The organism is Paenibacillus sp. FSL R7-0297 (assembly GCF_038009025.1).
Classification (GTDB): domain Bacteria; phylum Bacillota; class Bacilli; order Paenibacillales; family Paenibacillaceae; genus Paenibacillus_AQ.
In genome coordinates, this window is the sequence record NZ_JBBPAQ010000001.1 from 12,526 (window position 1) to 38,967 (window position 26,442).

Annotated in this window: 22 protein-coding genes; 8 read left to right on the forward strand and 14 right to left on the reverse strand. The window is 52.1% G+C overall.

Features of this window, described 5'->3' with window-relative positions; all coding sequences use genetic code 11:
* Positions 1–13 precede the first annotated feature (13 nt).
* The 4 genes from MKZ24_RS00060 to MKZ24_RS00075 all read right to left on the reverse strand — a co-directional run bounded on the left by MKZ24_RS00060 (position 14) and on the right by MKZ24_RS00075 (position 5,328).
* A complete protein-coding gene (locus MKZ24_RS00060; RefSeq protein WP_340780888.1) occupies positions 14–2,017 on the reverse strand; it encodes a beta-galactosidase in 2,004 nt (667 codons plus the stop codon).
* 228 nt (positions 2,018–2,245) lie between these two features.
* On the reverse strand, positions 2,246–3,556 hold the full coding sequence (locus MKZ24_RS00065; protein ID WP_081956372.1) for an ABC transporter substrate-binding protein: 1,311 nt from the start codon (positions 3,554–3,556) through the stop codon (positions 2,246–2,248).
* A 57-nt stretch (positions 3,557–3,613) separates the two neighbouring features.
* Positions 3,614–4,447: a carbohydrate ABC transporter permease gene (locus MKZ24_RS00070; RefSeq protein WP_042232725.1), complete on the reverse strand. Its 834-nt coding sequence runs from the start codon at positions 4,445–4,447 to the stop codon at positions 3,614–3,616.
* A complete protein-coding gene (locus tag MKZ24_RS00075) occupies positions 4,447–5,328 on the reverse strand; it encodes a carbohydrate ABC transporter permease (protein ID WP_042232723.1) in 882 nt (293 codons plus the stop codon). The genes MKZ24_RS00070 and MKZ24_RS00075 overlap by 1 nt, the downstream gene beginning before the upstream one ends.
* 133 nt (positions 5,329–5,461) lie before the next feature.
* Between MKZ24_RS00075 and MKZ24_RS00080 the strand changes: the two genes are divergently transcribed.
* The 3 genes from MKZ24_RS00080 to MKZ24_RS00090 all read left to right on the forward strand — a co-directional run bounded on the left by MKZ24_RS00080 (position 5,462) and on the right by MKZ24_RS00090 (position 9,165).
* Positions 5,462–7,300 (forward strand): cache domain-containing sensor histidine kinase, encoded by a 1,839-nt coding sequence (locus tag MKZ24_RS00080; RefSeq protein ID WP_042232721.1) that lies wholly within the window; start codon positions 5,462–5,464, stop codon positions 7,298–7,300.
* Positions 7,297–8,958: a helix-turn-helix domain-containing protein gene (locus MKZ24_RS00085; RefSeq protein WP_042232719.1), complete on the forward strand. Its 1,662-nt coding sequence runs from the start codon at positions 7,297–7,299 to the stop codon at positions 8,956–8,958. Before MKZ24_RS00080 ends, MKZ24_RS00085 begins: the two co-directional genes overlap by 4 nt.
* A gap of 111 nt (positions 8,959–9,069) precedes the next feature.
* The gene (locus MKZ24_RS00090) at positions 9,070–9,165 is read left to right on the forward strand and encodes a YjcZ family sporulation protein (RefSeq protein ID WP_340780889.1); all 96 of its coding nucleotides are present in this window, start codon (positions 9,070–9,072) and stop codon (positions 9,163–9,165) included.
* Positions 9,166–9,285: 120 nt separating this feature from the next.
* Here MKZ24_RS00090 and MKZ24_RS00095 read toward each other — a convergent pair whose 3' ends face one another.
* The 3 genes from MKZ24_RS00095 to yicI form a co-directional block, all read right to left on the reverse strand.
* Positions 9,286–9,573 carry a hypothetical protein gene (locus MKZ24_RS00095; RefSeq protein WP_231637770.1) on the reverse strand — a complete coding sequence of 96 codons (288 nt, stop codon included), beginning with the start codon at positions 9,571–9,573 and terminating at the stop codon, positions 9,286–9,288.
* 96 nt (positions 9,574–9,669) lie between these two features.
* Positions 9,670–10,833: an SGNH/GDSL hydrolase family protein gene (locus MKZ24_RS00100; RefSeq protein WP_340780891.1), complete on the reverse strand. Its 1,164-nt coding sequence runs from the start codon at positions 10,831–10,833 to the stop codon at positions 9,670–9,672.
* 394 nt (positions 10,834–11,227) lie between these two features.
* Positions 11,228–13,549 carry an alpha-xylosidase gene (gene yicI / locus MKZ24_RS00105; protein WP_340780892.1) on the reverse strand — a complete coding sequence of 774 codons (2,322 nt, stop codon included), beginning with the start codon at positions 13,547–13,549 and terminating at the stop codon, positions 11,228–11,230.
* A gap of 127 nt (positions 13,550–13,676) precedes the next feature.
* On the opposite strand from yicI, the gene MKZ24_RS00110 reads away from it, so the two are divergent.
* The 3 genes from MKZ24_RS00110 (at position 13,677) to MKZ24_RS00120 (ending at position 16,073) form a co-directional block, all read left to right on the forward strand.
* On the forward strand, positions 13,677–14,594 hold the full coding sequence (locus MKZ24_RS00110; protein ID WP_340780893.1) for an AraC family transcriptional regulator: 918 nt from the start codon (positions 13,677–13,679) through the stop codon (positions 14,592–14,594).
* Between the two features lie 76 nt (positions 14,595–14,670).
* Positions 14,671–15,585 carry a YwqG family protein gene (locus MKZ24_RS00115; protein WP_340780895.1) on the forward strand — a complete coding sequence of 305 codons (915 nt, stop codon included), beginning with the start codon at positions 14,671–14,673 and terminating at the stop codon, positions 15,583–15,585.
* Positions 15,586–15,722: 137 nt separating this feature from the next.
* On the forward strand, positions 15,723–16,073 hold the full coding sequence (locus MKZ24_RS00120; RefSeq protein WP_042232710.1) for a nuclear transport factor 2 family protein: 351 nt from the start codon (positions 15,723–15,725) through the stop codon (positions 16,071–16,073).
* 145 nt (positions 16,074–16,218) lie between these two features.
* Here MKZ24_RS00120 and MKZ24_RS00125 read toward each other — a convergent pair whose 3' ends face one another.
* Both MKZ24_RS00125 and MKZ24_RS00130 read right to left on the reverse strand, forming a co-directional pair.
* The gene (locus MKZ24_RS00125) at positions 16,219–18,303 is read right to left on the reverse strand and encodes a class I SAM-dependent methyltransferase (RefSeq protein ID WP_042232708.1); all 2,085 of its coding nucleotides are present in this window, start codon (positions 18,301–18,303) and stop codon (positions 16,219–16,221) included.
* A 176-nt stretch (positions 18,304–18,479) separates the two neighbouring features.
* Positions 18,480–19,322, reverse strand: a complete 843-nt coding sequence (locus MKZ24_RS00130) for an NAD-dependent epimerase/dehydratase family protein (RefSeq protein ID WP_042232707.1) — start codon at positions 19,320–19,322, stop codon at positions 18,480–18,482.
* Between the two features lie 117 nt (positions 19,323–19,439).
* Between MKZ24_RS00130 and MKZ24_RS00135 the strand changes: the two genes are divergently transcribed.
* Positions 19,440–20,273 (forward strand): helix-turn-helix transcriptional regulator, encoded by an 834-nt coding sequence (locus MKZ24_RS00135; protein WP_340780898.1) that lies wholly within the window; start codon positions 19,440–19,442, stop codon positions 20,271–20,273.
* A gap of 291 nt (positions 20,274–20,564) precedes the next feature.
* A complete protein-coding gene (locus tag MKZ24_RS00140) occupies positions 20,565–21,080 on the forward strand; it encodes a hypothetical protein (protein WP_052415980.1) in 516 nt (171 codons plus the stop codon).
* 13 nt (positions 21,081–21,093) lie between these two features.
* Here the strand turns inward: MKZ24_RS00140 and MKZ24_RS00145 are convergent, their stop codons facing one another.
* The 5 genes from MKZ24_RS00145 to MKZ24_RS00165 form a co-directional block, all read right to left on the reverse strand.
* Entirely contained in the window at positions 21,094–22,032 is a 939-nt protein-coding gene (locus MKZ24_RS00145) for an alpha/beta fold hydrolase (RefSeq protein WP_442950500.1), read from the reverse strand.
* A gap of 182 nt (positions 22,033–22,214) precedes the next feature.
* The gene (locus MKZ24_RS00150; protein ID WP_340780899.1) at positions 22,215–23,582 is read right to left on the reverse strand and encodes a sensor histidine kinase; all 1,368 of its coding nucleotides are present in this window, start codon (positions 23,580–23,582) and stop codon (positions 22,215–22,217) included.
* Positions 23,579–24,253, reverse strand: coding sequence for a response regulator transcription factor (locus MKZ24_RS00155; protein WP_340780900.1), 675 nt, complete (start codon positions 24,251–24,253; stop codon positions 23,579–23,581). Before MKZ24_RS00155 ends, MKZ24_RS00150 begins: the two co-directional genes overlap by 4 nt.
* A 101-nt stretch (positions 24,254–24,354) precedes the next feature.
* Positions 24,355–25,230, reverse strand: a complete 876-nt coding sequence (locus MKZ24_RS00160) for a radical SAM/SPASM domain-containing protein (protein WP_042133754.1) — start codon at positions 25,228–25,230, stop codon at positions 24,355–24,357.
* 57 nt (positions 25,231–25,287) lie between these two features.
* Positions 25,288–26,274 carry a Gfo/Idh/MocA family protein gene (locus MKZ24_RS00165; protein ID WP_042133752.1) on the reverse strand — a complete coding sequence of 329 codons (987 nt, stop codon included), beginning with the start codon at positions 26,272–26,274 and terminating at the stop codon, positions 25,288–25,290.
* Positions 26,275–26,442: the final 168 nt, after the last annotated feature.

A 26,442-nucleotide genomic window follows, 5' to 3' on the forward strand; every position in this document is an offset into this window, starting at 1 on the left:
TCCCTGCCAAGCTTCAGCCTTCAGTCTCCAGAATCTCTACACCATACGCCGCAAGCTCTACCGGGCCAGTCATCAGGGCACCGGTAAAAGCGCTGCGGTAAAGCTTGTCTAGCCCTACAGTCTGAGGCGTCCGGCTAAGATTCAGCAGAAACAGCAGTCCCCCTCTCTCTCCTGTGCGCTTGAATGCCTGTACACCCTCCGGTAATTCCGGGAACAGCTCAAGCCCAACGTCTTGCGCGATATCACTCAAAAGCTTCAGCCAGTAGTTCTCCCCGGCATGTGTTCCGATATAATAAACCTGGCCCGCTCCGAAGCGGTTTACGGTGACCGCAGGAGCTCCGGCAAAGAAATCGTCTTCATACCAGGCGACCGGCTCGGCTCCCGCCGGCCGCAGAATGTCGCACCACTGGCTGCATTCATACAGAAGGCCCTCAGCGCTGCGAAGCGAATGAACTTCGCCTCCGATCGGATCATATTCCTCCACCGTTACACCCGCTGCACGGGAGAAGAGCCCTGGCAGTGGCTGCATTACACAGATGTTGTTCATATTCTTCACACCGCTGCGATGGGTAAGGATCACGATTCCGCCACCTTCGGCAAAAGTCTCCAGCAGTTGTGCAGCTTCCTCATCATGCAGGTACAGGCTCGGGACAATCACCAGCTTGTAACCCTCAAGCGGCTGCCGCCAGTCGATGACATCGCACCCGATACCAAGCTTCGTCAGCGCCCGGTGGTACTGCTTAATGTTATCGTAGTAGTCCAATCCTTCAGCCTGAGGCTGGATGCGCAGCGCAGCCAGCTGCTCATGCGAATACAGGATAGCCGCCTGGCTGATAACCTTAGTCCCCGTCAGCAGCGGAGCCAAACCGTTCACCTCACTGCATAGCTGCGCGAACTCGGCAAATCTCCGCCCGGGCACATTGCTGTGGTCGATCAGCCCATGCCAGAACTGTTCTGCCCCGGCTACGGAGCTTCTCCAGCGGAAATGCACCACGGTATCTGCGCCTCTGGCAATCGCCTGCCAGGCATAAGCGCGGATAAACCCCGGGTTAGGAGTCCGCCACATTGGGAACCAGCAGCCCGGCGGGCCGCTCAGCTGCTCCATGATCCAGAAATTGCGGCGTTTGATGCCGCGGGTCAGATCCAGGGATAGCGCGCCGCTGTAGGGAGCCGTCGTCTGCTTCTTCGGCGAAGGGTTCGGATAATAATCGAAGGCAGCCACATCAAGATCCTCAGCCAGCCCGTGCATGTCCAGCCGCTGAGGATAACTATGGAAGTTGTGGGTGATGAAGTGCTTCGGGCAGATCTCGCGCAGCACTTCCGTCTGCATCTTCTGGAAAGCGATCACCGCATCCCATTGGAACCGCTGGAAATCCAGCAGCAGCGAGGGATTCTGGAATGGTGAGCCGCCGTAAGGCACCGTCAGCTCGTCCCAGCTGCTGTACTCTCCGCTCCAGACCACAGTTCCCCACTCTGCGTTAACCTGCGCGAGTGTGCTGTACTTCTCCTGAACCCACTTGCGGAACGCCAGGTTGCAGCTGTCACAATGGCAATCCAGCATACTGAATTCATTGTCCGTCTGCCAGCCGATAACGGCAGGATGACCGCTGTAATGACGGGCCAGCGCCTCAATAATCCGGCGGCCATACTTCCGCAGCGATGCGCTGTTGTAACAGCGGTGGCCGCGTACTCCCGGATGGAATACACCTCCATCTGCGAACACAGGCAGCACATCCGGGTAGGCAGAAGTCAGCCAGCGCGGCGGTGTCGCTGTCGGCGTCCCGATCACAATCTGAATTCCGTAGGCGTGGAACAGATCCAGCGCCCGGTCCAGCCAGGCGAAATCAAAGGTCCCCTCTACCGGCTCAAGCCGGCTCCAGGCAAATTCCGCGACCCGCACCACCTTTACCCCGGTTTCCTTCATCAACTTGATATCTGTCTCCCACATGGACTCGTCCCAATGCTCCGGATAATAATCCACGCCGATCTGCACGTTAGTATAGCTGTTAAGTTCCATAAGCCCCATCACTCCTCCTCATCATTCATGTACAGAAATCTTCTCCATTCGAGTATATATCAGACCGCCAGTTTCCGGACAACCAAAAGAACGCCCCCGCCTCACCTCATATGCTGAGATAGGCGGGAGCGTCCTGGCAATCCACTTTATCCGGGTTAGGTCCTTATAAGGACTCTCTGTTTAGCACCACATTACAATTACTCGTTGTACTTGCTTTGCAGGTACTGATTATTTCTTCAGCTTATCCCAAGCTGCCTGCATGCTCTTTTCCCAGCCTGCTTCGTCCACTTTACCGGCGATTAGCTCTTGAATGGAACTTGCAAATTCTTGAGTTACACCATCAGGGAATTTCGAAGCCTGAAGTCCGTAGACTTTACCCTCTTGAACATAGTTCCATACATCCGCACCCAGAAGACCGATATCTTCAGGTGTTGCCGGAATGGTGGACAGGGCAGGGATGAATTTCCACTTTTGAACGAGATACTCTTTACCCATGTCGGAAGTTACAAGCCAGTTCAGGAAGGTCTTAGCTTCTTCCTTAGATCCGGAATCCTTATTCACGACTAGGTTGGCAGGAACCCCTACAGACAGCTTATCGTTCATCGCAGGATCGTCGTTGATTGGCATAGGGAACATACCGATGTTCATGCCAGGGGTGATGTTGTCAACCAGAGTCTGTGCCCAGTTGCCTTCCTGCATCATAGCGGTTTCGCCATTGGCGAACATAGCCAGGTGAGTATTAGCATCTGTAGTCAAAGGATTCTTCTGTCCGTATTTCACAGTCAGGTTAAGCAGGTTGCTCCAATCCTTGAATTTCTCGTTGCCCACGATGGTGGAAGTTCCGGCGTTCAGGCCGTTGATGAATTCATCCACATTATCCTGCTGTGCAAATGCTACGCTGATGCCCTGGATACCCAGCAGCCACCATTCCTGGTATGCGTTTCCGAAAGGAATAACATCGATCGCCTGCAATTTTTTTGCTGCTTCTTCAAGCTCAGTGATTGTTTTTGGCGTTTCAGTGATACCGGCTTTGGCGAACAGATCCTTGTTGTAGACATAACCAATACCTTCAAGGTTCATCGGCATACCATAGGTTTTGCCATCTTTAGTCATTGGCTCAGCAGCCAAAGGAATCAGATCCTTCACCCAAGGCTGATCGGACAGATCCTCGAGCTTGTCAGCCCACAGTGCCATTTCAGCGTAACCGCCGTTCGAGAAAATGTCAGGAGCATCGCCGGAAGCGAATTTCGTCTTCAGGGCTGCCCCATAGTCTGCGCCGCCGCCAACCGTTTGAATGTCCAGCTTGATGTTAGGGTATTCTTTCTCGAATTCAACCTTCAGTTCATTCAGGCCTTCCACGATTTCGGTCTTGAACTGGAAAATCTTAACCGTTTTCACAGCGCCGGAAGTGTTGCCAGCGCTTCCATTCGAAGCACCATTCGAAGCATTATTGTTAGTGTTGTTGCCACCGCATGCCGCAAGCACGACAGACATCAGCATTACGCTGGACAGCATCACTGCAGACCGTTTCTTCATCATTTGTATTTCCCCCTTGACTAATTTAACTGCTTAATATGTGGAACGGGAGCCCGGTGATTAACCCTTCACCGAGCCGGCCGCTATTCCCTCAACAATGTAACGCTGCATGAACAGATAGAAGATTACAATCGGGGCAACCCCGATAGTCAGCGCCGGAAGTGCCATATCCCATTGCTTCGTATACTGGCCGAAGAACGAGAAGGTAGCAAGCGGAATGGTACGCAATTCAGGTGCCTGAAGAATCAGCGATGGAAGCAGATAGTCATTCCAGATGCCCAGTGCATTCAGCACGATAATGGTCATCAGCATGGGCTTCAGCAGAGGTAGCACAATCCGGAAGAAAGCCGAGATCGGATTGCAGCCATCCACGGTTGCCGCTTCTTCAATTTCCAGCGGCACCGATTTGATGAAGCCGTGGAACAGGAAGATTGCCATCGGAATGCTAAGTCCCAGGTTGGAAATAATCAGACCCGCGAACGAGTTGTTGACCCCAATGATGTTTACGACCTTCAAGATCGGAATCATGATCGTCTGGAACGGAACGACCATTGCCGCTACGAACAGCAGCAACAGAACCTGGTTAAACCGGGTATTGGCACGTACCATGCGGTAAGCGGCCATTGCGCTGAACAGGGAGATCAGAATCACACTAATGATTGTGACGATCAGCGAATTGCGGAAGGCCTCGGAGAAACGGGCCAGCTTCCAGGCGTTAGCATAGTTTGACCACATGAAGGTCTGCGGCCAGCTTGCCGCATCGCTCAGAATCTCACCGAAGGATTTCACCGAGTTCGCCAGCAGGAAATAGAAAGGAGAGAGGAATAGAAGCGCCAGAAGAATCATAATTACTTCAATTCCAATGTTCCATCTGCCTTTAGTTTTAGCGTTCATTAAGCTTCTACCTCCTTGCTCTTCGTAAGACGAACCTGAATGACAGTGATCAGCGCTACAATGACGAAGAATAACAACGCTTTTGCCGTACCCAGACCGTAACGGTTGTTCAGGAAGGCTTCATTATAGATGTTCATGGCTACGGATTCAGTCGATTTGAACGGTCCGCCTTTAGTCAGCGACAGGTTCAGGTCGAACATTTTGAAGGACCAGGAAATGGCCAGGAACAAGCCGATCGTCACCGCAGGCATAATCAGCGGCACGATAATGTTGCGAAGCACCTGCATCCGGGATGCGCCGTCAATCTCAGCAGCTTCGAGCACTTCTTTGGACACGTTGCTGAGTGAAGCAATGTAGATAACCATCAGGTAACCGGAGGACTGCCAAATGAATACCATGACAATTGCCCAGAAGCCGGTGGTTGCATCCCCAAGCCAAGGAAGATTGAAGAAGGACCAGCCTGTAACATCGCCCATTGTGGCGAACCCTTTAATGAAAATGAACTGCCATATGAAACCAAGCAGCAATCCCCCGATCACATTCGGCATGAAGAAAATGGTCCGGAGCATATTGCGTGTTTTTAAAGGTTTGGTCAGCAGATAGGCCAGGAAAAAGCCCACCACATTGGTCAATATTACTCCCAGTACAGTGAATCTCACGGTAAACCAGAAGGATGACCAGAAGTCGGGATCATTCGTAAAAATCGATTTAAAGTTCTGAACGCCCACCCAGCTTACATTACCTGATACGCCGTTCCAGTCTGTGAAGGAGTAGTACATCCCCATCAGAAACGGGATAATAGTAATCAAGGTAAAGAACAATAACGCCGGGCCAACGAAAAATAGCTGTTGACCAAATTGGGACAACTTATTGCCGCGCATTTAATGGCCCCCCTTTCTTTTGCTCACTTACTTGTTTATGATCTAAACATATTATCTGTTTTTTGCAGAACTCCTTACACCTACGCAGGTGATCTTTAGGGTGTAAAATATTGATCGGATGTGACAAGGCCCCATGAAGTGGAACAGTATCCGCACCAAACTGATTGTTTTTTTACTCCTGCCCACACTAATCTGTATTATGGCTACAATGTTCATTAACTACTCTTATACAACAAACTCATTAAGAACCCGGGCTGTCGATGAGAATAAGAATCTGCTGTACCAGGGCTACAAAAATATCAGCAGCCTCATTCAGGAGATCAACCGGCTGTCGCTGAGCGTATACGCCGACTCCGATTTTTACCGCCTGCTTGAAGCCGGTTATGATGATCTGTCTTCTGATATTGCAATTTATAATTCGCTCAGTTACATCTCTACTTCCCAGCCCAACATCTCACAGGTGTACTTATACGGCGTCAAAGACGGCAAGGCTACATTGATAACCGATAATACAACACCCAAGCGGTGGCTGGGGAATATGCCTTACCAGGAATCCAACCTTACGGGAAGCTCCCCGGTTAAAGTACAGGGCACTCATATCAGTAACGCCTACGGGCTGAAGCTGCCTATCATACAGTTCGTTCCGGAGCCGGTCTTTACGCTGCACCGCAGAATTGAACGCATCCCATCTACAGAAGCGCTAGGATTCTTATCGATTGATGTCAGGCTGAGCGCACTTGCCGATATTATGGACCAGCTGTACGAGCAGGATCAGGAGAACCTCTATCTGGTGGATGACAGTGGCACGCTCGTATACAGTAATGACAGCACCACGCTTGGCAAACCGCTGAATGCGGACTGGTATAACAGCCAGATTGCGGATAAGAGTGACTCGCAGGGTTATTTCGAAGAGAGCGGCGCCGTCTTTATATATCAGAGAATCGAAGGCGCGGGTCTCCACTGGACTCTGGTGAAGCAGATCCCTGTCTCCTATCTGTTCCGTGAAGCGCTTGAAGCGGCCCGGATCAATATGCTGCTGCTGGTGCTGCTGCTCATCACGATCATTATCCTGACCGTTCTGGTCTCCTTCCGGATTACCGCGCCGATCAAGCAGCTGACCCGGTATATGAACCAGGTGCAGACCGGCAATCTGGAGATTGATATCCGGCCGGCGGGCAAGGATGAGATCGGAGTGGTCACGGAGCATTTCCGCAGCATGATGGATACGATTAACAATCTGATTCTGCGGGAGTACAGGCTGGAGCTGTCGAACAAAACCAATGAGCTGAGGGCACTGCAATCGCAGATCAATCCGCATTTCATGAACAACACTCTTCAGATTATCGGTACACTCGCTCTGGAGCTGAAGGTGCCGCAGATCTACGGGCTGCTCTCGGCACTGGCCAAGATGATGCGCTACAGCATGTACAATGATGAGAAGATTGTGACGATCCAAAATGAGCTGGAGCATGTCAAAGCTTATATTGAGCTGCAGAAGGAACGTTTTGAAAATAAGTTCAGTTTCCGCTACGATATGGAAGAATCGCTGCTGCAGGCGCTGATGCCCAAGATGATCCTTCAGCCCATAGTGGAGAATTACTTCAAGCACGGTTTCAATCTGGACCGTACGGACGGATTCATCGAGATTACCGCAGCCCCCCTTACCTCCGGACGGATGGAAATCAGCATTCAAAACAACGGTCTGACCATTCCGGCCACCCGGCTGGAGGCGCTGCGCAAGGAGCTGGAGCAGCCCAGAGCCGTTGAGCCTGTTAATCTGAGTCATACAGACAACAAGGACGGTTACAGCAAACGCGATGCGCCCGGCGCCGGCATCGGCCTCGTGAATGTGCTGGCACGGCTGCGGCTGGTGTGTGGGGATAATGCCATGCTGACAGTGGATAATCTTAAGGCCGGCGGGGTAATCATCCGGCTGGAAATTGATATATTAGTGGAGAGTGAACGGATATGAAGGCGCTTATAGTGGATGATGAAGCAAGAGTCCGGAAGGCGGTCCGGCTGCTGGTGGACTGGGATGCCCATCAGATTGATGAGATTCTCGAAGCGGGGAACGGCAATGAAGCCATCCAGCTGATCCGCAAGGAGAAGCCGGCGCTGGTGGTTATGGATATGATGATGGAATCGGGGAACGGTGTTGAGCTGATGACCTGGGTAGATGAATTCGCCGGCAACACCAAATTCATTGTCGTCAGCGGGCATAATGATTTCGATTTCGTACGCCAGACCGTACGCCACGGCGGAATAGATTATATTCTTAAGCCGATTGAAGCAGATATGATTAACAACGCGGTGTCCAAGGCGGTTGCCGCCTGGCGTTCCGAAGAAGCGGAGCGCAGCCACCGCCAGCGTCAGAGCCTCCGGCTGAATGAGATTAAGCCAATCTACGGAGAGAAGCTGCTCTCCGCATTGATTGACGATAAGGTTAATGCCGAAGCCTCGCTGCGCAGGCTTATTGGGGACGGCATCATGCCGCAGAGTGCCAAGACCTCGCGGCTGATTCTTGTGCAGACGGACAGCGGCAACAATCCGCTGCTCAAACGGTTCGGGGGGGACAGCGAACTGCTGTACTACGCCATTGTGAACATCTGTAATGAATTTCTGCAGCAGCAGAATAACGGAATCGCCTTCCGGTATTGGGGCGGCCCCCCGGAGATTGCCATCATTCTCTGGGATGGCCGGGAATCTGTAGTCGAGCTGATCAGCCGGATCAATCAGGGAATCTACCATACCCTGCAGTTCCGTATGCATTTCGGCATCAGCACCGCAGGCCACTTCCCCGGACAGCTGCCGGCGCAGCGCACAGAAGCCGCCGAAGCCCTGCTCCGGAGGAATCTGCTAAGACATGAGGATTATTGTCACTTTGCTCCGGTTGCAGGAGAAGGCGGCTTCCCGGCAGGCAGCCAGGTGCGCAGCAGTGCCGATGCCGAAGCGCCGCTGAATTTCGCTGATGTCCAGGACGATTGGCGGATGGCTGTAATCAGCGGCACTCCCGAAACAATGTCCGCGGCTGCACAGCATTGGACCCATGAACTCAGCCGCCGCGGTGTGGTTACCCCGCAGATGCTGAACTCATGGAAAGCGGACGCACTGCTGTTCCGCTCCCGGCTGGTCCGGGAAGCACTGGGAAGCCTGGCCGACAGCGTGCTGGCTGAGCTTGAGCAGGAGGACCTCCAGCACCCGTCTCCGCTGCCAAGCGGCTACTCCTTCTCCCTGTTCGCCTGGCGTGACTGGTCCTTCGCGCTGATGCAGCGCCTGTCTCAGATACTCTCGGCCAGACAGATTAAAGAGCGGAATCCGATGACGGAGATTATTAAGTATATCGAGCAGAACTACCCGTCCGATCTCTCCCTGCAGGAGGTTGCCGGCAAATTCTATGTCAGCCGCGAGTACGTCTCGCGCAAGTTCAAACAGGAATACGGCATCAACTTCTCTGACTATATCGTCAACGTCCGGATCGAGAAAGCCAAGCTGCTCATGCAGAATCCAAACCTGAAGCTGGTGCAGATCTCGGAGATGGTCGGCTTCCACGACGTCAAATATTTCAGCAAGGTATTCAAGAAACAGGTCGGCTGCTCACCGAAGGATTACCGTGTACAAGTTTCCCCATAACAGAATGGATGCCAGAACTCATTGCAGTTCTCTTGGTCAATTGTCTATACCATGATGGCCGAAAGTGCATATCATGGTTCTGAAAGATGAACTTGCGAAGGAGGTAAGGCGATGAGCGGTTGCGCAAATGTCAGCGGACTTTTCACTTCTACCACTACAATTTTAGTACTCTATATTCTACTGGTGATTATTCTCAAAACATTCTAACCTGGTGAACGCAAAAAAGAGGCTATCCTAAAAGCCATCATATGGCCGCTTGGGATAGCCTTTGCCTTGAATACCGCCCATCCATTAGCCTATAACAGCTTATGAGACAGCCAATTCAAGTTAGGACAATAAAACTATAACCAGCAATTCGTACAGTACCAGGGTCAGGATGGCTTCTTCGCTGCTTCCGAAGAAGGCGCGTCCTGCTCCATGATGATTCTGTACCCCCAGGTAAAACAATCCCCTGTCACAGCCGAGAATTCTCCCTGTAACGACTTGACCGTCAATCGTCTGCACCTGGACAATCTGGTTTGCATGTTGTCTGCATACATGGTGCATGTGATGTCTGATCGACTTCATACTTTGAATATAATTCTGATCTGCCTGATACAGCACTTTTGGCTGCACTTGTACTCCCGCTTGCATTCCCACTACAGGCACACTACCCTTCTGTTAATGTACTACATAGTATGCCTAGCGGGTTCAAGGGGTTCTTTATGCTTCTTAAGCGTACCAAGCCAAAAACGCTTCCGCTACCGCCTTACCGGCATGGCCGTTCGGATGCGGATCAAACTCGTCGCTCATATACTCCGGCTTGATTCTGTGATCTGCCGGAGCCGGCACGGACAGCACCGCAGCGATGTCGAACACACGGTTCACACCAGCCGGAGGGTTCGTAAGGATGCTTTCATTCACACTGCGCCAGGCCGTTTCGCGGTCACCTTCGAAGTTGAACGGCGGCACGGTACTGAGAATGACGGAAGCGCCTTGGCGCGCTGACTTGATCTTGGCGATGATATGCGTAAGATCCTCCAGCAGTTCCTCAGCCGAACGTTGCCCGATATCCAGATCGTTAACGCCAAGCACAATCAGCACCTCATCTCCCTGCAAGGCTTTGTGCAGCCAGGCGCCATCCGTGGCCACATCATAGGCCCGGCCCCAGCCGGAGCCTATATTCCACAGCCCGTACTCCGCCCCCAATCCTTCAGCTATTCTTGCCGTCCAGAAGGCGTATTCATCCTTGGCAGTCCGCACTCCCTGTGTAATCGAATCCCCGAGGAATACCAGCTTCTTCGCTACTTCCTTTTTATACCCGAGGAAGCTTGGCAATACCTGCTGCTTATCCGATACGCTGAAAGCATCTGCGGTTTCCTGCGCAGCCAGATTGCCCGGCGCGTCGTAGCCGGAGACCAGCATACCCTCCACGTTGAAGGGAACCGACTTGCCGGCATCCGCCTTAAGGGTCCAGGTAAAGGCCAGATAGTGCCCTTCCGGCAGCTCCAGCAGGGCTTCATCGCTCCAGAACTTCTCGCCCGGCTTCACCAGCCGGGAGGCCTCGCCTGCGAAGGTAAACGGAACCTGCGAGCCAGGCACGACAGTGCCATCCGGATCGGCTCCGCCATCAGCCATATATGCCGCTTCGATGCTCCACTCCCCGCCCGGTTCACTCGCTGTAGACTCCGCCCCCATGTCCCATGTCGAATCCACAGCATTGCTGTGCCAGAACTTCAGCGTCAGGCTTCCATTCTCCCGCAGGCGGATATAGGTCCGGTATGTATGGGTGAACGGCTCCGGCGAGTTCATAATATGATTGGCGGCTGCGGACAGCGCTGTGGCTGAAGTGAATTCCGGCTGGCTTAGCACTCCTGTATTCACTTTATTGTTCATAGCATTCTATTCTCCTATCGTTTCTTACAGAAATTGGATTATCCAGTTCACAGCACACCTGTAATGAATGGAAAAGGCGATAATGTTGTACATACTACTTCTATGCCTGAATAATAGGAAATTTGAGAGAATTTGTTGTACGAAATACATGAATTCCCCCGCAAAGCAGCCGGGAGAAGGCGAAATGCTGCCTTTTATACAACAATTCTGGATTAGGATTGATAATATGAGGAAAATGTTGTATTTCGTGCAGGATTTGCGCGGCAAGAACAGCTTGAGAAGTTCCAATAGCCTCAAATACCGTAACCGTTGTTCAATCCTCAAAAAACTCCCTGATACACCGGGGACGAATGTCCCCCGTCATCAGAGAGCTTGAATATGAGGCGGTATAAGCTTATTTCAGCGTAATGGTGAACGATACGGATTTAGCTCCGGCGTTTACCTTCACTGTAGTTTCATCTGCCTGCTCCGCACCTTCTACGGAAGCGATAGCGCCAAGATCCTTCACAGCAAATGTGAATGCTTTGCCGCTGCCTTCAGCAGTTACAGTTACGGTGTTGCCGCTGCGTGCAGCTTCTACCTTCAGCTCAGGAGCGCCGTTGATATCGCGTACAGTTGCAGTTGTTGCCTTGCCATCCTCAAGGGAGTACAGACCAAACTTCACGCCTTCGGCGAAGTCATAGTCCGGACGGCTGTCTTCGCTGCCTACGGCAAGCAGGGAGTTCGGGCGTACGAATAACGGAAGGCTGAAGAAATCATGCTTCTCTTTGCGCCATGATCCGCCCTCCACGGTTTCGCCGTTCAAGAGGTGTGTCCAGCGGCCGGCTGGCAGATAGTATTTCACTTCGCCGTTCTCCTGGAAGATCGGAGCCACCAGCAGGGAATCCCCCAGCATGTACTGGCGGTCCAGCACTTCGCAGGTCGGATCTTCCGGGAATTCCATCACCATCGCACGCATCGAAGCCCAGCCCTGTTCATGCGCCTGTCCGGCTACATCATACAGGTATGGCATCAGGCTGCATTTAAGCTTGGTGAAGAAGCGGGTAACATCCACGGCTTCGTCGTCGTAAGCCCAAGGCACACGGTACGAGGTGCTGCCGTGCAGACGGCTGTGGCTGGAGAGCAGGCCGAAGGCCAGCCAGCGCTTGAAGACATGCGCCGGAGCGGTATTCTCGAAGCCGCCGATGTCATGGCTCCAGAAGCCGAAGCCGGACAGGCCTAGCGACAGGCCGCCGCGCAGGCTTTCTGCCATGGACTCGTAGTCAGCGTAGCAGTCGCCGCCCCAGTGAACCGGGAACTGCTGCCCGCCGGCGGTTGCCGAACGTGCGAAGACTGCCGCTTCATTCTTGCCAAGCTTCTCTTCCAGTACTTCAAAGACAACCTTGTTATACAACTGAGTGTAATAGTTATGCATTTTGTGCGGATCGGAGCCGTCGAAGTAGACAACATCCGTAGGAATACGCTCGCCGAAGTCGGTCTTGAAGCTGTCTACGCCCATGTCCACCAGGCCGCGCAGGTAACCTGCATACCATTCACAAGCCGCAGGGTTCGTGAAGTCCACGAGTCCCATGCCTGCCTGCCAAAGGTCGGTTTGGTATACGTCGCCGTTAGCTTTTTTGAGCAGATAGCCGTTCTTCTTGCCTTCTTCAAACAGCGGTGAACGCTGTCCGATATAAGAGTTGATCCAAACGCAGATCTTAAGCCCCTTGTCATGCAGGCGCTTCAGCATACCCACAGGGTCCGGGAACACACGGGAATCCCACTGGAAATCGGTCCACTGGTATTCGCGCATCCAGAAGCAGTCGAAATGGAACACATGCAGCGGCAGATCGCGCTCTGCCATTCCTTCTACGAAGGAGTTAACCGTAGCTTCATCGTAATCTGTAGTGAACGAAGTGGTCAGCCACAGACCGAAGGTCCATGCCGGTGGCAGCGCAGGCTTGCCGGTCAGTGAAGTATATTTAGTAATAACCTCTTTGATGGTCGGCCCTTCAATGACGAAGTATTCCAGGCTCTCTCCAGCTACGCTGAATTGGGCTTTTTTCACTTTCTCTGAGGCGATTTCATACGAAACCAGTTCAGGCTGGTTCACGAATACGCCGTAGCCTTTGCTGGTTACATAGAACGGAACGTTCTTGTAGGCCTGCTCGGAGCTTGTACCGCCATCCTTGTTCCAGAGGTCAACCACCTGGCCGTTCTTCACAAAAGCAGTGAAGCGTTCGCCCAGACCATACACGAATTCGCCGATACCGATATCCAGCTCTTCGCGCATGAACGTGTTACCGTCCTGATCCGTGATATAGGCCATCGATTTGTAACCGCTGCCTGTAATGCGCTCGTCGCCGCGGTAGAAGTCTACCGACCAGTGAGTTCCCTTGTTGATGACCACGCGGAGTCCGCCGCTGATCAGCACGGTCTGTGCTTCGGTTTCTTCGATTTGAACATGATCGCCTGTTCCCTTAGTCAATTCAAAGGAAGGACCACGGTCGATAACGCCGTCATTATGAATAATCTTAATCCCAACCACACCCGGAAGCGGGGAATGGAATTTTACGGTGAGCAGTGTAGAGTTCAGTGTTGCCGAACGTCCTGTAATCGGAGTTGTCTGCGTAATTGCTGTCAGACCTTCTGCAGTTTTTTCCACCGCATAGTTCTGAACTGCACCATTGATTGTAATTCCGTCGCGAACCAGCCAAAGGCCGTCTGTAAATTTCATGTGTGCACTTGCCACCCTTCAATTTGGTGTTTATAGTTGCATTATAACGATAACAAAATCACAAAACTAATAAAATATAGCTTATTTATAACACTATTTTGATATTCTTCTCTCAAGGAGGGCTATAATGGACCGCACATCGCAGCGATTGCTCAAAGAAGACCGTGAACACGGGGATGTTATGTTTCCCTTGGCCGCCTATTGGATAGAGCTCCCGGCCGGAGCCCCTGTCCTGGATACCCACTGGCATGAGGAAGCGGAGTTCTTCCTGCTGCTTGAAGGCGAGATTCTCTTTCAGGTGGATACGGATTATTTCACGCTCCGCCCCGGCGAAGCCGTGTTTATTAAATCCGGTGATATTCATGCCGCCTACGCGGTTAAGGACACTCCCTGCCGGTTCTGTGCACTTGTCTTTCACCCCGATCTCCTGGCCAGCGCCCAATATGATACGATACAGCAGACTGTAATTCTGCCGCTTCAGGAGAAACGCCAGAGCTTTCCGCGTCACATCACCTCCTCCGTACCTTGGCAAGGGGAGCTTCTGCTGCACCTGGAGCGGATGATGGAGGCATATGATAATAAAATGCCCGGATTCGAATCCTTTATGAAAGGAACTTTGCTCATCATGCTCTCTCAGATTGCGCCGCCGGGACGTTCGGTGAACTACAGCCAGTCGGCAGGCGCGGATACCACGAAGATCGACCGGCTGAAGAAAGTCATCCTCTATATCCAGGACAATTATCAGGAGCCGATCCGCACCCGCGATCTGTCAGAGCTGATTCCGATGAGTGAGGGGCAGTTCTGCCGGTTCTTCAAAAGCATGACCCGCAAGACGCCCGTCGATTACATCAACTCCTACCGGATCCGACAGGCTGCCAACCTGCTGCAGCAGAGTGACCGCAAAATCTCCGATATCGCCATGGATACCGGCTTCGACAACGTCAGCTACTTCATCAAAGTCTTCCGCAAAGCGATGAACTGCTCGCCTTCCGAATTCCGCAAGGATGCTATGCCGGGAGCCGGTCAGGGCCAGCTTTATCCGTAAGATCAATGGAATAATTTCGAACTGACAAATTTAACCGGCCCGTGTAGAATAGCAATTTAAAAGGGCGGGAGAAACTTTGAATACATTTAAGATAATAATAGCGTTTATACTACTGCTCCGCTTCTTAATAACAGGTGATGCAGCAGGCAGCAATGATACCTCCATATACAAGCACCCGCTGGCATCTGATCAAATCACAGACCCTTCCATTGGTGAGATCCGCTTGATGCTGGGAGAAGCAGGTCTTGATAAGTATTGGGATACATTGAAACATCACATTCTGCCCGGATTCTACATGGTTCCTAAAATGACAGATGAAACGGAAATCAAGCTTGGCGCCAGCAAAATCGGGGGACATCCTGATATGCCCTCTTCCTTTCAATGGCCTTCGTGGAAGAACCATCCCATGTCGTTTGTCGCTCAAATCAATCTTGAAGAGTTCCCTATGAATTTGGTTAACCCGGGGTATCCGGCTACCGGAATTCTCTACTTTTTCTACGTGTATGATTATGAGGTGTGGTATAACAGCGATGACTATGATTCAGACAAGAAGAATAATAATGTTGTATATTACTCCCCTGAAACTACAGAATTGGTTCGAATGGAGCCACCGATGACATTATCGGAAGATCAAATATTCAGATCCGCGCTGCTCGAAAAAAAGCTTGAATTAACGATTCCCGATTCAGATTATCTGGAAGCCAACCATCTGATGAACAACGAAACGGACTTGAACCGCTATTCCCTGGAATTCAGACCGAAATTACTGATTACTTACGACCGTGGAATCGGATTCCGTTTCCTGGGCCATATGACAGCACTGCAATACGGAGGTCATCCCAGCGATGAGATTCTATTATTCCAGGCTGATTCTGATGATCAGATCGGGATGGAATGGGACTTGTCCGGTTTGTTGCATTTTTTCATCAAAGCGGATGATTTCAAAAAATTATTCTTCGAGAATATCTATACGTATCGCGTGGGGACGTGAGGTCAGCGGGTTCGATAGGATCGCTCATCTCTCTATTCACCCTCCAATCTGCTTACGGATGCCCGGATACGTTTAAGTTACGTGTAAGGGTGGAGCCATGCCGCTTCCGCTACTCTACTTACAGGAGGCAGATATCCATGAATCAACATGTTACCTTGCCGAGTGAGGTACAGGAGTATTACAATGCCATCAACCACTATCAGCCTGAAGCCTTTATTGATTTGTTCACTCCCGGCGCCAGCGTTAAGGATAACGGTAAAGAGATTGCGGGCAGGGAGGCTATACAGGCTTGGGGGGAAGCAGAGCTGTTCTCTGCCAAGGTCCGCTACACGATCATGGAAATCGAAGAATCCGGAGAAGCCATCGCTGTGACAGCAGAGATGGAAGGGGAATTTAACAAGAATCGCGTTCCCGCTCCGCAGCTGTTCAGACATGAGTTCACGGTGCAGGGCGGTAAAATCAGCACCCTGATCATCACGCTTAAGTAGCCGGACAGGATCATTCTCTTCTAGTATGGTCCGCAACGCGATGCTTTCCCATTATATGCCGGCAAATACCGATTGAAAAAAGGGCATTACCAGGCCGGACACGGCTGCGGTAATGCCCCTTTTTATGTTCCACTCAAGCCCGGCTTCAGCCTGCCTTACGGATTACAATGAAGCAGGTGCTGTCCGGCAGTGCGACCGCCTGCCCGCTCTCATCCATCACCACGACCCGATCCTGCAGCGCCTCCGTATACCCTTCCTGCAGGTAATGGCGGAAGACTTCAATCTTCGCCTGATCACCAAGCGTCTGCTCAATGAACGCAGCATACTGCGAAGGGGTGAAGTATCCAAACTGCTCCTGTACTTCATGGATGTAGGCTTCTTCCCCCCACGTATACGTGTACAGGAATTCCATCGCATCATTCACCGGCATAAGGACCTCCTGACCGCCAAGCTGCTCATACCGGATACTCCGGCCGGCAAAATCCTTCGCATACCGCTCCAGCCACGCCATTCCGTCATCCTCCAGAAACCGCACTCTTCGCTGCTGATCCTCCGGCTCACTCATAATACCGTCGCGGACAATAATGACTCCGCCGTCCGCCAGCACACCGAAGGCGCTGGTTAGCGCTGCAGCAACCGTCCCGTGATTGAACTTCTTCCCATCCAGCGGCACATAAGAATACAGCTCATGCAGGATGGAGGAGAAAATCACCGTGTCGACCGTGCCCGCCTCCACGTAATCCTTCAGGTTCAGCGCATCGCCCTGCAGCACCTCCCAGCGGCGGTCTTCCCGCTGCTTGCGCTGCCGCAATGCTTCAATAACATTGCTGGAGATATCGATGCCGACCGGAATCACATCCGGCATCCGCTGCTCAATCAGATCCAGCAGCACCCCGCCGCCCGGCCCGATGTCCAGCACCTTGCGGCCGGTGACGTAATCCAGAATGACCGCCTTATAATCCGCCGTATCATTCATCTGGCTTAAGTACGTATCCTCGTTATGGAAGCGGTCGAACGCATCCCGGCGCAGATCGAACAGGTCGAACAGCAGCAGCACCGCCCGTTCATACAGCGCCGACTTCTCGGCCTCGGTGCAGAATTCAATCAGCTTCTCAGCCGCCGGGGAGAATTCGAAATGGAAGAACAGCGTATCAGGCAAATGCTCCTTCCGCAGCAGCCGGTGCAACAGATGCGGATTGACCGAAGGCTGCTCCCCGCTATAGATCTCTGTCCAATCCAGCTCAGACAAGTATTTCTCAATGATCCTTTTCTTGTACACGTTGATCTTCTTGCTGCCCTTGTAGTCATAATAAATGCTGTTCATCACCGCTTCGAAGCTGATATGGTGGAGAGCGGACAAATCACTGCTAGCCGAGAGGCTTACTACTTTGAGGAACTGCTCCAGCGAGAAGGTCTGCAGTGCAGATTCCACATACCAGAAGGTGACAGGCTGCAGCGGCTCCAGTACAGCAGGATTGAAGCCCTCCTGCACAAGACTGCTCCACTCCGTCTCATAATCCTCACCCTGCGCGATAGATCCGGAGCGCATTCTCCGCAGACGCTCCTTCATCGGCACTTCAGCATGCAGATTACCCGAGGAGATTACGGCAATCAGCTCCATCACCTGAGGACGAACCTCCTGCCACAGCTCCGGGGCTACAGCTGAGATTATGCAGTGATTCAGCGCGAACAGCAGCCGCTCCAGCTCATCTGCGGTCAGCAGCCCCTGCTCCACCAGTCCGGATAATGGAAGATTGACCGAAGGCGGAACCTCGCCGCGGATCTGCTGCCCGATCAGCCCGTGGGTTTCGATCAGCCGGTGCACGATCAGCCGCTTATCCGCAGAGGCAGCGTCCTCCCGGTCATCCTCTCCACAACGCCAGTACAGCTGTGCCGAACCGATATTATGCACAAATATATTAATGCCGTCCTTCTGCCAGCTCCTGCGCTGCCGGATCGTACCCCCCTTGGCAGTCTCCGACCAGATCAGCGTCTCTTCAGCCAATTCCCTGATCCAGTAGGATAGCGGCAGACTGTCCAGTACACGCAGGCTCCGCTCTACATAATCCAGCACCGGACTCTGCTGCTCCAGTTCCCCCAGCGATTCCACCCGTTCGAGGTTCACAATCGTCTGCTCGGCCTGAGCGATATATTCCAGCCACAGACATCCTTCACCGGGGAGTCTTCCTTCTTCACGGTATGTTTCAATAGCCTGCAATGATTTCAGCATTTGCCTGCCTCCCTATGTAATAACGATCTCTATACAATAGCCCTGCTGGCTGCGGTTGAATCATGAAAAACTGTTCATACAACAAACCGCAAGCTTCTGAAGAGAAGCCTGCGGTCAAGAAAATGCATTACTATTGTATATTGTATACCAGATTGCCGGGAGAAGATAAATCCAATTTAAAGTGCACCTGCATCCCTCGCCGTATAGAAGGACGGGAAAATCGGCCGGTAATGTAGTTCATCCCTGATCCGGGTGGTATCGATGACTCCCTCCCATGGATTGAATTCCTGCTGCTGGGCTGCCGGGGGAATTTCCAAATGATGCAGCTTCAGCAGCTCCGCAATGGAGATCGGTGCATCGTCGCCGACGTTGTAGATCCGGCCATCTATCCCATCTGCGGAGGCTGCGAGCAGCAGGGCCTGACCCACATCTGCATGGTGCGCCATATGCATTCTTTTCGCCGGATTCCAGTTGCCTACGAGCGGGAGAAATTCTGTGATATGCGGGTCCCGCTCACCATAGACAAAAGGCAGCCTTACAATGCGCAAGCCTAATCCATGTTCATGATGAAGCTGCAGCAGCGCTGCCTCAGCCTTGGCTTTGGACTGCGGATAAGCAAACGCCGGCTTCAGCTCGTCATCCTCCTGACTGGGTCCCGCGTTACTTCCGGAGCCATAGACATTATTGGTGCTCGCAAAAACAAACCTTGGCACCCCTGCCTCCAGTACTGCCTTGGCCAGAGCGATGCTGCCATCGAAATTGGATATCCAGGTGGTGTTCTCGTCTACCCCGCGGAACTGAGCTGCCAGATGAAACACAACATCAATCCCCCGGAGAGCCTCCACATAATGGTCCGGCTGCAGAAGCTCGCCTTCTACAATCTCAGCCCCCAGCTGCTTAAGCCAATCTGCCTTGGCAGCATCCCTAATCAACAGCTTAACGTGATGACCGCGCTGCAGCAGACGCGGAACAAAACGGCTTCCTACTTTACCGGTGGCTCCTGTGACAAAGATGTTCATTGTTCAAATCCTCCTAAGTGTATAGATGCTATACTGGCAGTATAATAGAATGCGGCAGTAGCATCCTTCCTGCGTTTATCGTAGGACTACCACTGTCAGGATAAGGAGGAGTTCAGCATGGAAGAGATTTCTTCCAGACTGCCGTTAGGTGAATTTCTGCGTTCGCGCCGGGAACGTCTGACTCTTGAAGAAGCCGGGTTAGTCTCTTATGGAAGACGGCGGACTCCGGGGCTCCGCCGGGAAGAAGTGGCCCAGCTTGCCCACATCGGAACCTCATGGTACACCTCTCTGGAGCAGGGAAGAAGTATCAATCCTTCAGAGGATGTACTGAATAACATAGCAGAGGCGCTGCGACTAACTGAAGACGAACGTCACCATCTTCATCTTCTTGCCAGACCGGTGCAGCAGCAGGCCGTAGAAGATCAGCAACTGAATACAGGCCTGGAACGGATGATCAAGGCCCTGGAGCCCAATCCGGCCTTCGTAATCGGGAGAAGCTGGGATTTGCTGTTATGGAATCAGGCAGCGGAGTTAGTGTTCGGCTTCCCTTCATTCTCAGAGGGTAAGCAGGAGCGTCCCAACTGGATGAGACTGCTGTTGACGACCGGGAAGCGGAGATTGAATCTGGAGGACTGGGAGAGTAAAGCAGAGGTCCTCGTTGCACGCTTTCGTGCCGATTACGCACATTTCCCTAATGACCCGAGGCTCAAGGAGCTTATCGGAGAATTTATGCAGAGCAGCCCGCTGTTCCGCGAGAAATGGCCGCTGCATGATGTTCAGGTTGTAACGGACTGCCACAAACAGTGGAATGCGCCGGGCATCGGAGAGCTGGAGTTTGAACATGTGACCCTGCAGCCTCAGGGCCATCCGGATCTGAAGATCATGATTTATACAGCTACTGCCGAAACAGCTGCGCGTCTGCAAAGTCTAATGAACACCAGCGAACATTAATCATGCAGTTATGGGTTCAAAAATAACAGCAGCAAACCAGGACATGATTCCCCCCGTCCACGGTTGCTGCTTAGCGGCTGCGTATGGAGCTTACCATTCCTCAACTGGAACTTCGGCGGGTCCTCATGGCTCATCCAGCTCTGGAGCGGACTGAGATTCCCCTATTGAGGAAGATCTCGGCAAATTGCGGGTAATTCGGACTGAGTCCGTTTCAGCCTTATTATGAGTTTTTTTGGTGAAATAAGGGAATCTCAGTCCGCTCAGACCTCCAACTAAAGGTGGTAATGATATATGGCTGCTTCTGAGGATAACAGTCTAGACACCCTGAATTTTGAAATGTTGGTTGATATATCCAAGAAATATACGAATATCTCTAAGCAGAAACGGGTATTAGCTCCGGTAGTTACTTCAACTATATCTCTATATGTAAATGGACTAAGGCTAAATGAAGACGAGGGTGAAGTATTTGTAGTCACTGAGTTCTTCGAATCCCTTACCCGTCAAGGGAGAATCCCTATGTATACCTGCTCGTGTGGTATTTTTGGTTGCGGAGGATTTTATATTGATGTTTTGTATAAGAAAGAAACAGTCATTTGGGGTACAGAACAAGCTACTTTCACCAAGTATATTTTCTCAAGGGGCAATATCGTACGTGTTGCAGAGGGATTGATTAATAAGCTGGTGGAATTACACCAATTGTTACAGGAGCATGGGCTTCAGACTTTTCATGATATTGAAGCCACAAAAAAGCGGCAACCCAGGACCCCTTGTCCCGGGCTGCCGCTGTTTCTGTTTACCAGAATATAGCGCAAAGCTTCTATTATTTAACCTGTTCCATGAACGCTTTGTAATCCTGAACGATCTCTTTAGACAGGGTATGGTGTAAGTAATGCTCCCCTTCAAGCGGGATCAGTTTGCCATGCGCAGAATCCTTCAACTGCCCTTCATGCAGCGTCTGCCAGCCCTCAACATCAGTATTATTGGCTTGTATGAAGAGGAGCAGCGGGAGCTCTTTAGGGAATGTCAAAGCCTGAGCCGCTGTAAAGTTATCATTGAAATGTTTCATTTCATTCATGGTAGTGTCGTTGCTGGAGTTTTTATTCGAGATCATGTTCATCTGCTGCTTGATATGATCATCAAACGGCAGGCCGGCATAGGGATCACCGCCTACTTTCTTGAGCAATCTCATCAGACCTGATTTGTCGAGGAATTTGAACATTCCGACTGGCATTTCAGCATCCATGCCCCCTTGTGTCGGCACACTGCTGTCGATTCCTACAAAAGCAGTCACTTCATCTGTATACTTGTTCACATAATCCAGCCCGTATATACCGGCAATGGAATGCCCCATCAGCGTATAACGGTTAATACCCAGCTGCTGCAATGCCTCATGAATTTCACTTGCAATATTATCGTTAGTCCGTTCCTTATCGGTTCTATCACTTAATCCATAGCCGAACGGCTCAACCGCCACCACCGTGTAGAACGGAGACAACTCATCGATCAGCGGTTTGAAATCCAGTGCCGGAGCGCCCGTGCCATAACCAGGCAGCAACACCACAGTTTCCTCGCCCGTCCCTTGAATCAGTACATTCATCTTTTTGCCGTCTACAGGCACCAGCTGGCCGTAAGACTCAATTTTCCCCAGCTCCGATTTGCTGCTGATGATATTCACTACAAACACAACGGCTAAGAAAAGCACTATGGCGATCATTATTGCCGCAATAGATTTAAGCGTAACCCTAAGCCATTTTTTCATTATACATGCACCTGTCCTCATCGTTTGATAAGATCCTTACGAACCAATAAGGTAAGCTTACACAATGAAGATGTACTCCCCGTGACGGCAATATGAACGGAATATGAACAGCTGCAATTGGAAAAATGCTGCGGCTCTCTGCCCAAGCAGGAGCCTTGAGCTGTATGCCGCAGCAGAAGAGACTAATCCGCCGGTGCAGCGACCGGCAGGGTGACAATGAAGCTCGCACCCCGCCCCGGCTCACTCTCCACCCGGATATCGCCTTGATGGAGCAAGACGATTTGCTTAACGATGGCCAGTCCCATACCGCTTCCGTTATACTGACGGCTGCGGGAACGGTCGGCCTTGAAGAATCGTTCGAAGATCCGCTTCTGATCCTCTGGCGAGATCCCAATGCCCGTGTCTGAAATCCTTATCGTTACATTCTTGCTGTCTTGTCTGAGGCTGACGCTGATCACGCCGCCATCCCTGGAGAATTTGATGCTGTTCCCCAGCAGATTCGTCCACACCTGATTGAATTGATCATGGTCAGCCGTCAACCGGACGGCCTTCAGATGAAGCTCGAAGCTAATACTGCGGGCCGACCATTGCGGCTGGAGTGCCACGATTACCCGTCTGATTTGTTCATCCAGGCTGAACGTGGTGAGCTGGAGCTGCTGTGACTGCGATTCAAGCAGACTGAGCTTCAGCAGACTGTCGCTCATCTTGGACATCCGCTCCGCTTCGCTGATGATAATATCCAGATAACGGTTCCGCTCGCCCTCCGGGATATTCATCTGCTTAAGCGCCAGCGCATACCCGGATATGGAGGTCAGCGGTGACTGAACTTCATGCGATACATTGGTGACGAATTCCCTGCGCATCTGCTCCAGCTGCTGCAGATCACGCATCATCTCTTCGAAGCTGCGCGCCAAAGCACCAAGCTCACCCTTCTGCTTAATATTCAGCTTCACATTGAAATCTCCGGCTGCGATCCGGCGGGTTGCAGTGGTCAGCTTTTTGATCGGCCGGACGAGGAACATAGCAGCCACCAGAATCACAAGACTTCCTGATCCTAGCGAATAGAGCGAAAAGTTCAGAAGCCATTTCAGCAAAAAAGGGGTGGACGGGGGACCGGTGGATTCTACAAACAGCGCTTTCGTTCCTGCATCCGTTGGGAGCGGCAGCCCCAGAAGAATAGTGGATACCCTGCTCGGATTGACTTGAACAATGTCCCCGGCCAATACTTGCCTCACTTGCTCCATAGTCACTCTAGCCGGCTTATTTCCGTTAAGCTCCCCGAAAGACTGAAACTGGCCCGTCTGTTCATAAATCCGGATATGGTAGGATTCAAGTTGTTGCATTCCGTGTACGAACGCATCTGCCTCACTCAGCGGGAAGGCGTCATAGATCCGGACAATATCCTGTCCGAAGCGCAGCAGGGGGAGCTGCAGATTCTCGTTTAATTTATCTCTGAACAGCCATGTAGCCACAAAAAAGGAAATAACCGTCCCTCCGATTACGGAGACCAGGAAGGTAAGGACAACCCGGGTATATAAGGATTTGATCATTCGGTAACCTCAAGCCGGTAGCCCAGCCCGCGCACAGTCTCTATGCGAAAATCAGGTGTAGCCGCAAACCGCTCCCGCAGCCGCTTGATATGCACATCTACCGTCCGGTCATCCCCGGGATAATCTATTCCCCAGATCTGATCGATCAGCTGCTCACGCGTATAGACTTGTCCGGGTGTCCCGGCAAGCTTGTACAGCAGTTCGAACTCCTTGAGCGGCAGCGACAGCGATTCCGTCCCGCTGATCACCTTGTAAGTCTGTCGGTCAAGGGTAGTGTTGCCGATCCGGATCATCTGTGCGCTGCCAATCCGGTACCGTTTGAGCAGCGCCCTGACGCGGACCGTCAGCTCCAGCGGATCGAACGGCTTGGTCAGATAATCATCCGTGCCCAGCTCGAACCCCTTCACCTTCTCCCATGTCTCGCCTCTGGCCGTCAGCATCAGCAGCGGAAGATCGGGATCGGCTTTTCTAAGCTCCTTGCATAACGTCCAGCCGTCCATCACCGGCATCATAATATCGAGCACGACAAGATCGACATGCTCTCTGGCATAGACCTCCAGTGCTTCCTTGCCGTCCGCGGCTTCAGCTGTTGTGTATCCATCATTACGCAGAAATAGGCAGACGAGTTCGCGGATGTTCGCATCGTCGTCTGCAACAAGTATAGTAGGCATCCGTTCCCTCTTTTCGCATTGTCCGGCCTGTAATGATATTCAGAAATAAGCTTAACTTCCCCTGCGGCAGCTTCCTGTATTCACCAGCACCCGCTAACCCGCTAAGTTCCGAACCGCTGCCGGTACCCGCATTTGCGGCACAGCTCCTCGACTGCCTCCCGGCGGGAGAAGCCATAGAACAGGTTGTTCGCCCGCTCACCCTCAACAATCTCGGAGAACGGCTTCTCGTGAATGTTGCCAAGGTTGATTACCCCTTCGCCATCGAGGCAGCACGGCACAACCGTGCCGTCCACCAGCACCGCCGCCTGGCTGCGCAGCGCATGGCAGAAGCCCTTGCCGTCGTCCTCCGGCTCGTGCAGAGCCGGCCATCTGAACTCGTGGTCCTGGTTCAGATAGACACGCGGGGCAATCTTCACCCCGCTGCCGGGGACAACCTTCTCTTCGATCCGGAAGTCGAGCCCGAAGGCCTCCTCCAGCAGAGCGAGCGTCTCGCGGTTGCGGCTTTTCTCCAGATTCGTCCGGTTGTCCTCCGTCAGGTTCCACAGCCGGAACGAGACAATGACGCCCTGGGCAGAGATCTCCCGGACGAAACTGATAATCTCCGACACATAACCTTCGCGGTTCTCGGAGCCCGCATGGCCGTCGAAGCTGTGCAGCGAGAAGTTCATCTGCCGCAATGCCGGCTTGCCCAGCAGCTTCGGCCCCGCCTTATGGATCAGCGTGCCGTTGGTCGTGATGTTGACCTTGAAGCCTTTGGCATGCGCTGCATCCAGCAGCTCGCCGAGCTTCGGATGGAGCAGCGGCTCGCCTTTGACATGCAGGTAGATATGATTGCTATGCGGTTTAATCTCATCGAGTATGGTATTGAACGTCTCCAGCTTCATGAAATTCTTCTGCCGCTCGGTTGGCGGACAGAAGCTGCAGGCCAGGTTGCAGACGCTTGTAATCTCGATGTATACCTTTTTGAAAGTCTTCAAGTTCCGCTCCCCTTTTCCAGTCGTACATCCTAATTCAGGCCGTACATGCCCGTACAGCTATAGATCCGAGGCGTAGCGCAGGCCGATCTGGCTTCTTGCTTCCTCCATCAGCTCGGCAACCGCCAATGAATTGGCATGACTGTTAGTTCCGCTCTCCCGCTGGCCGCTCTTCAAGAGATGAATGAACTCCTGAATCTCATAATACATCGGCTCGAACACCTGCGGCAGCGTAAGCTCTTCGATGGTGCCGTCACGGTAATGGATTTTGACCTGATAGGGCTGGTTGATCTTGTCGATGACCATCGTCCCGTTCTCACCCTGAATCTCAGCCGGCAGATAAGAGTCGGCGATCTTGGAATGCATGACCACGGCATCCATATCCGGATAACGCATTACCATACTGCCTTCGCCGTCCACTCCGGAGGAGAGCATCATGCCCACTGCCTTCACCGAGTCCGGCTTGCCGAACAACGCCACCATGGGATACAGGCAATAGATGCCCAGGTCCATCAGCGAGCCGTTCGAATATTCCGGATTGAAGGCGTTCAGCACCGTGCCCTGGCGGTAAGCATCGTATCTCGATGAGTATTGACAATAACCGGCGAAATATCGCCGCACTTGACCCAGCTTATATAAATTATCCCGGATTACGCCAAAATTCGGCATAAAGGTTGATTTCATCGCTTCCATCAGCAGCACATCATTGCTGCGCGCCGCGTTAATCATTGCCTTCAGCTCTGTGCTGTTAGAGGCAGCCGGCTTCTCGCAAATGACATGCTTGCCATGGTTCAGACAGATTAAGGACTGCTCCGCATGCATCGAATTGGGGCTGGCGATATAGACCGCGTCCACCTCTGCGCCGGATACCATCTCCTCCAGATCCGTATAGATCGAAGCTCCTGCATATTTTGCGGCAAAAGCCCGTCCCTTCTCCTCTGTACGGGAATACACGGCTGTGAGGATAAATTCCTCATTCTCCAGTCCGGCTTGAACGAAGCGGTCAGTAATCCAGTTAGTGCCTACGACCCCGAAACGAATTGTCATGAATGATCCCGTCCTTTTTTATAAATATAAGACTATATATCCGAACACAATTAAATATCCTTCTATTTACCACCGAGCCTATCCCATCCTTACTCAGGACAGCAGAAGGGTTTCAGCATGTCATACTGATCTATAACTGCTATTTTCTCATTCCGTGGTAGGTATGTC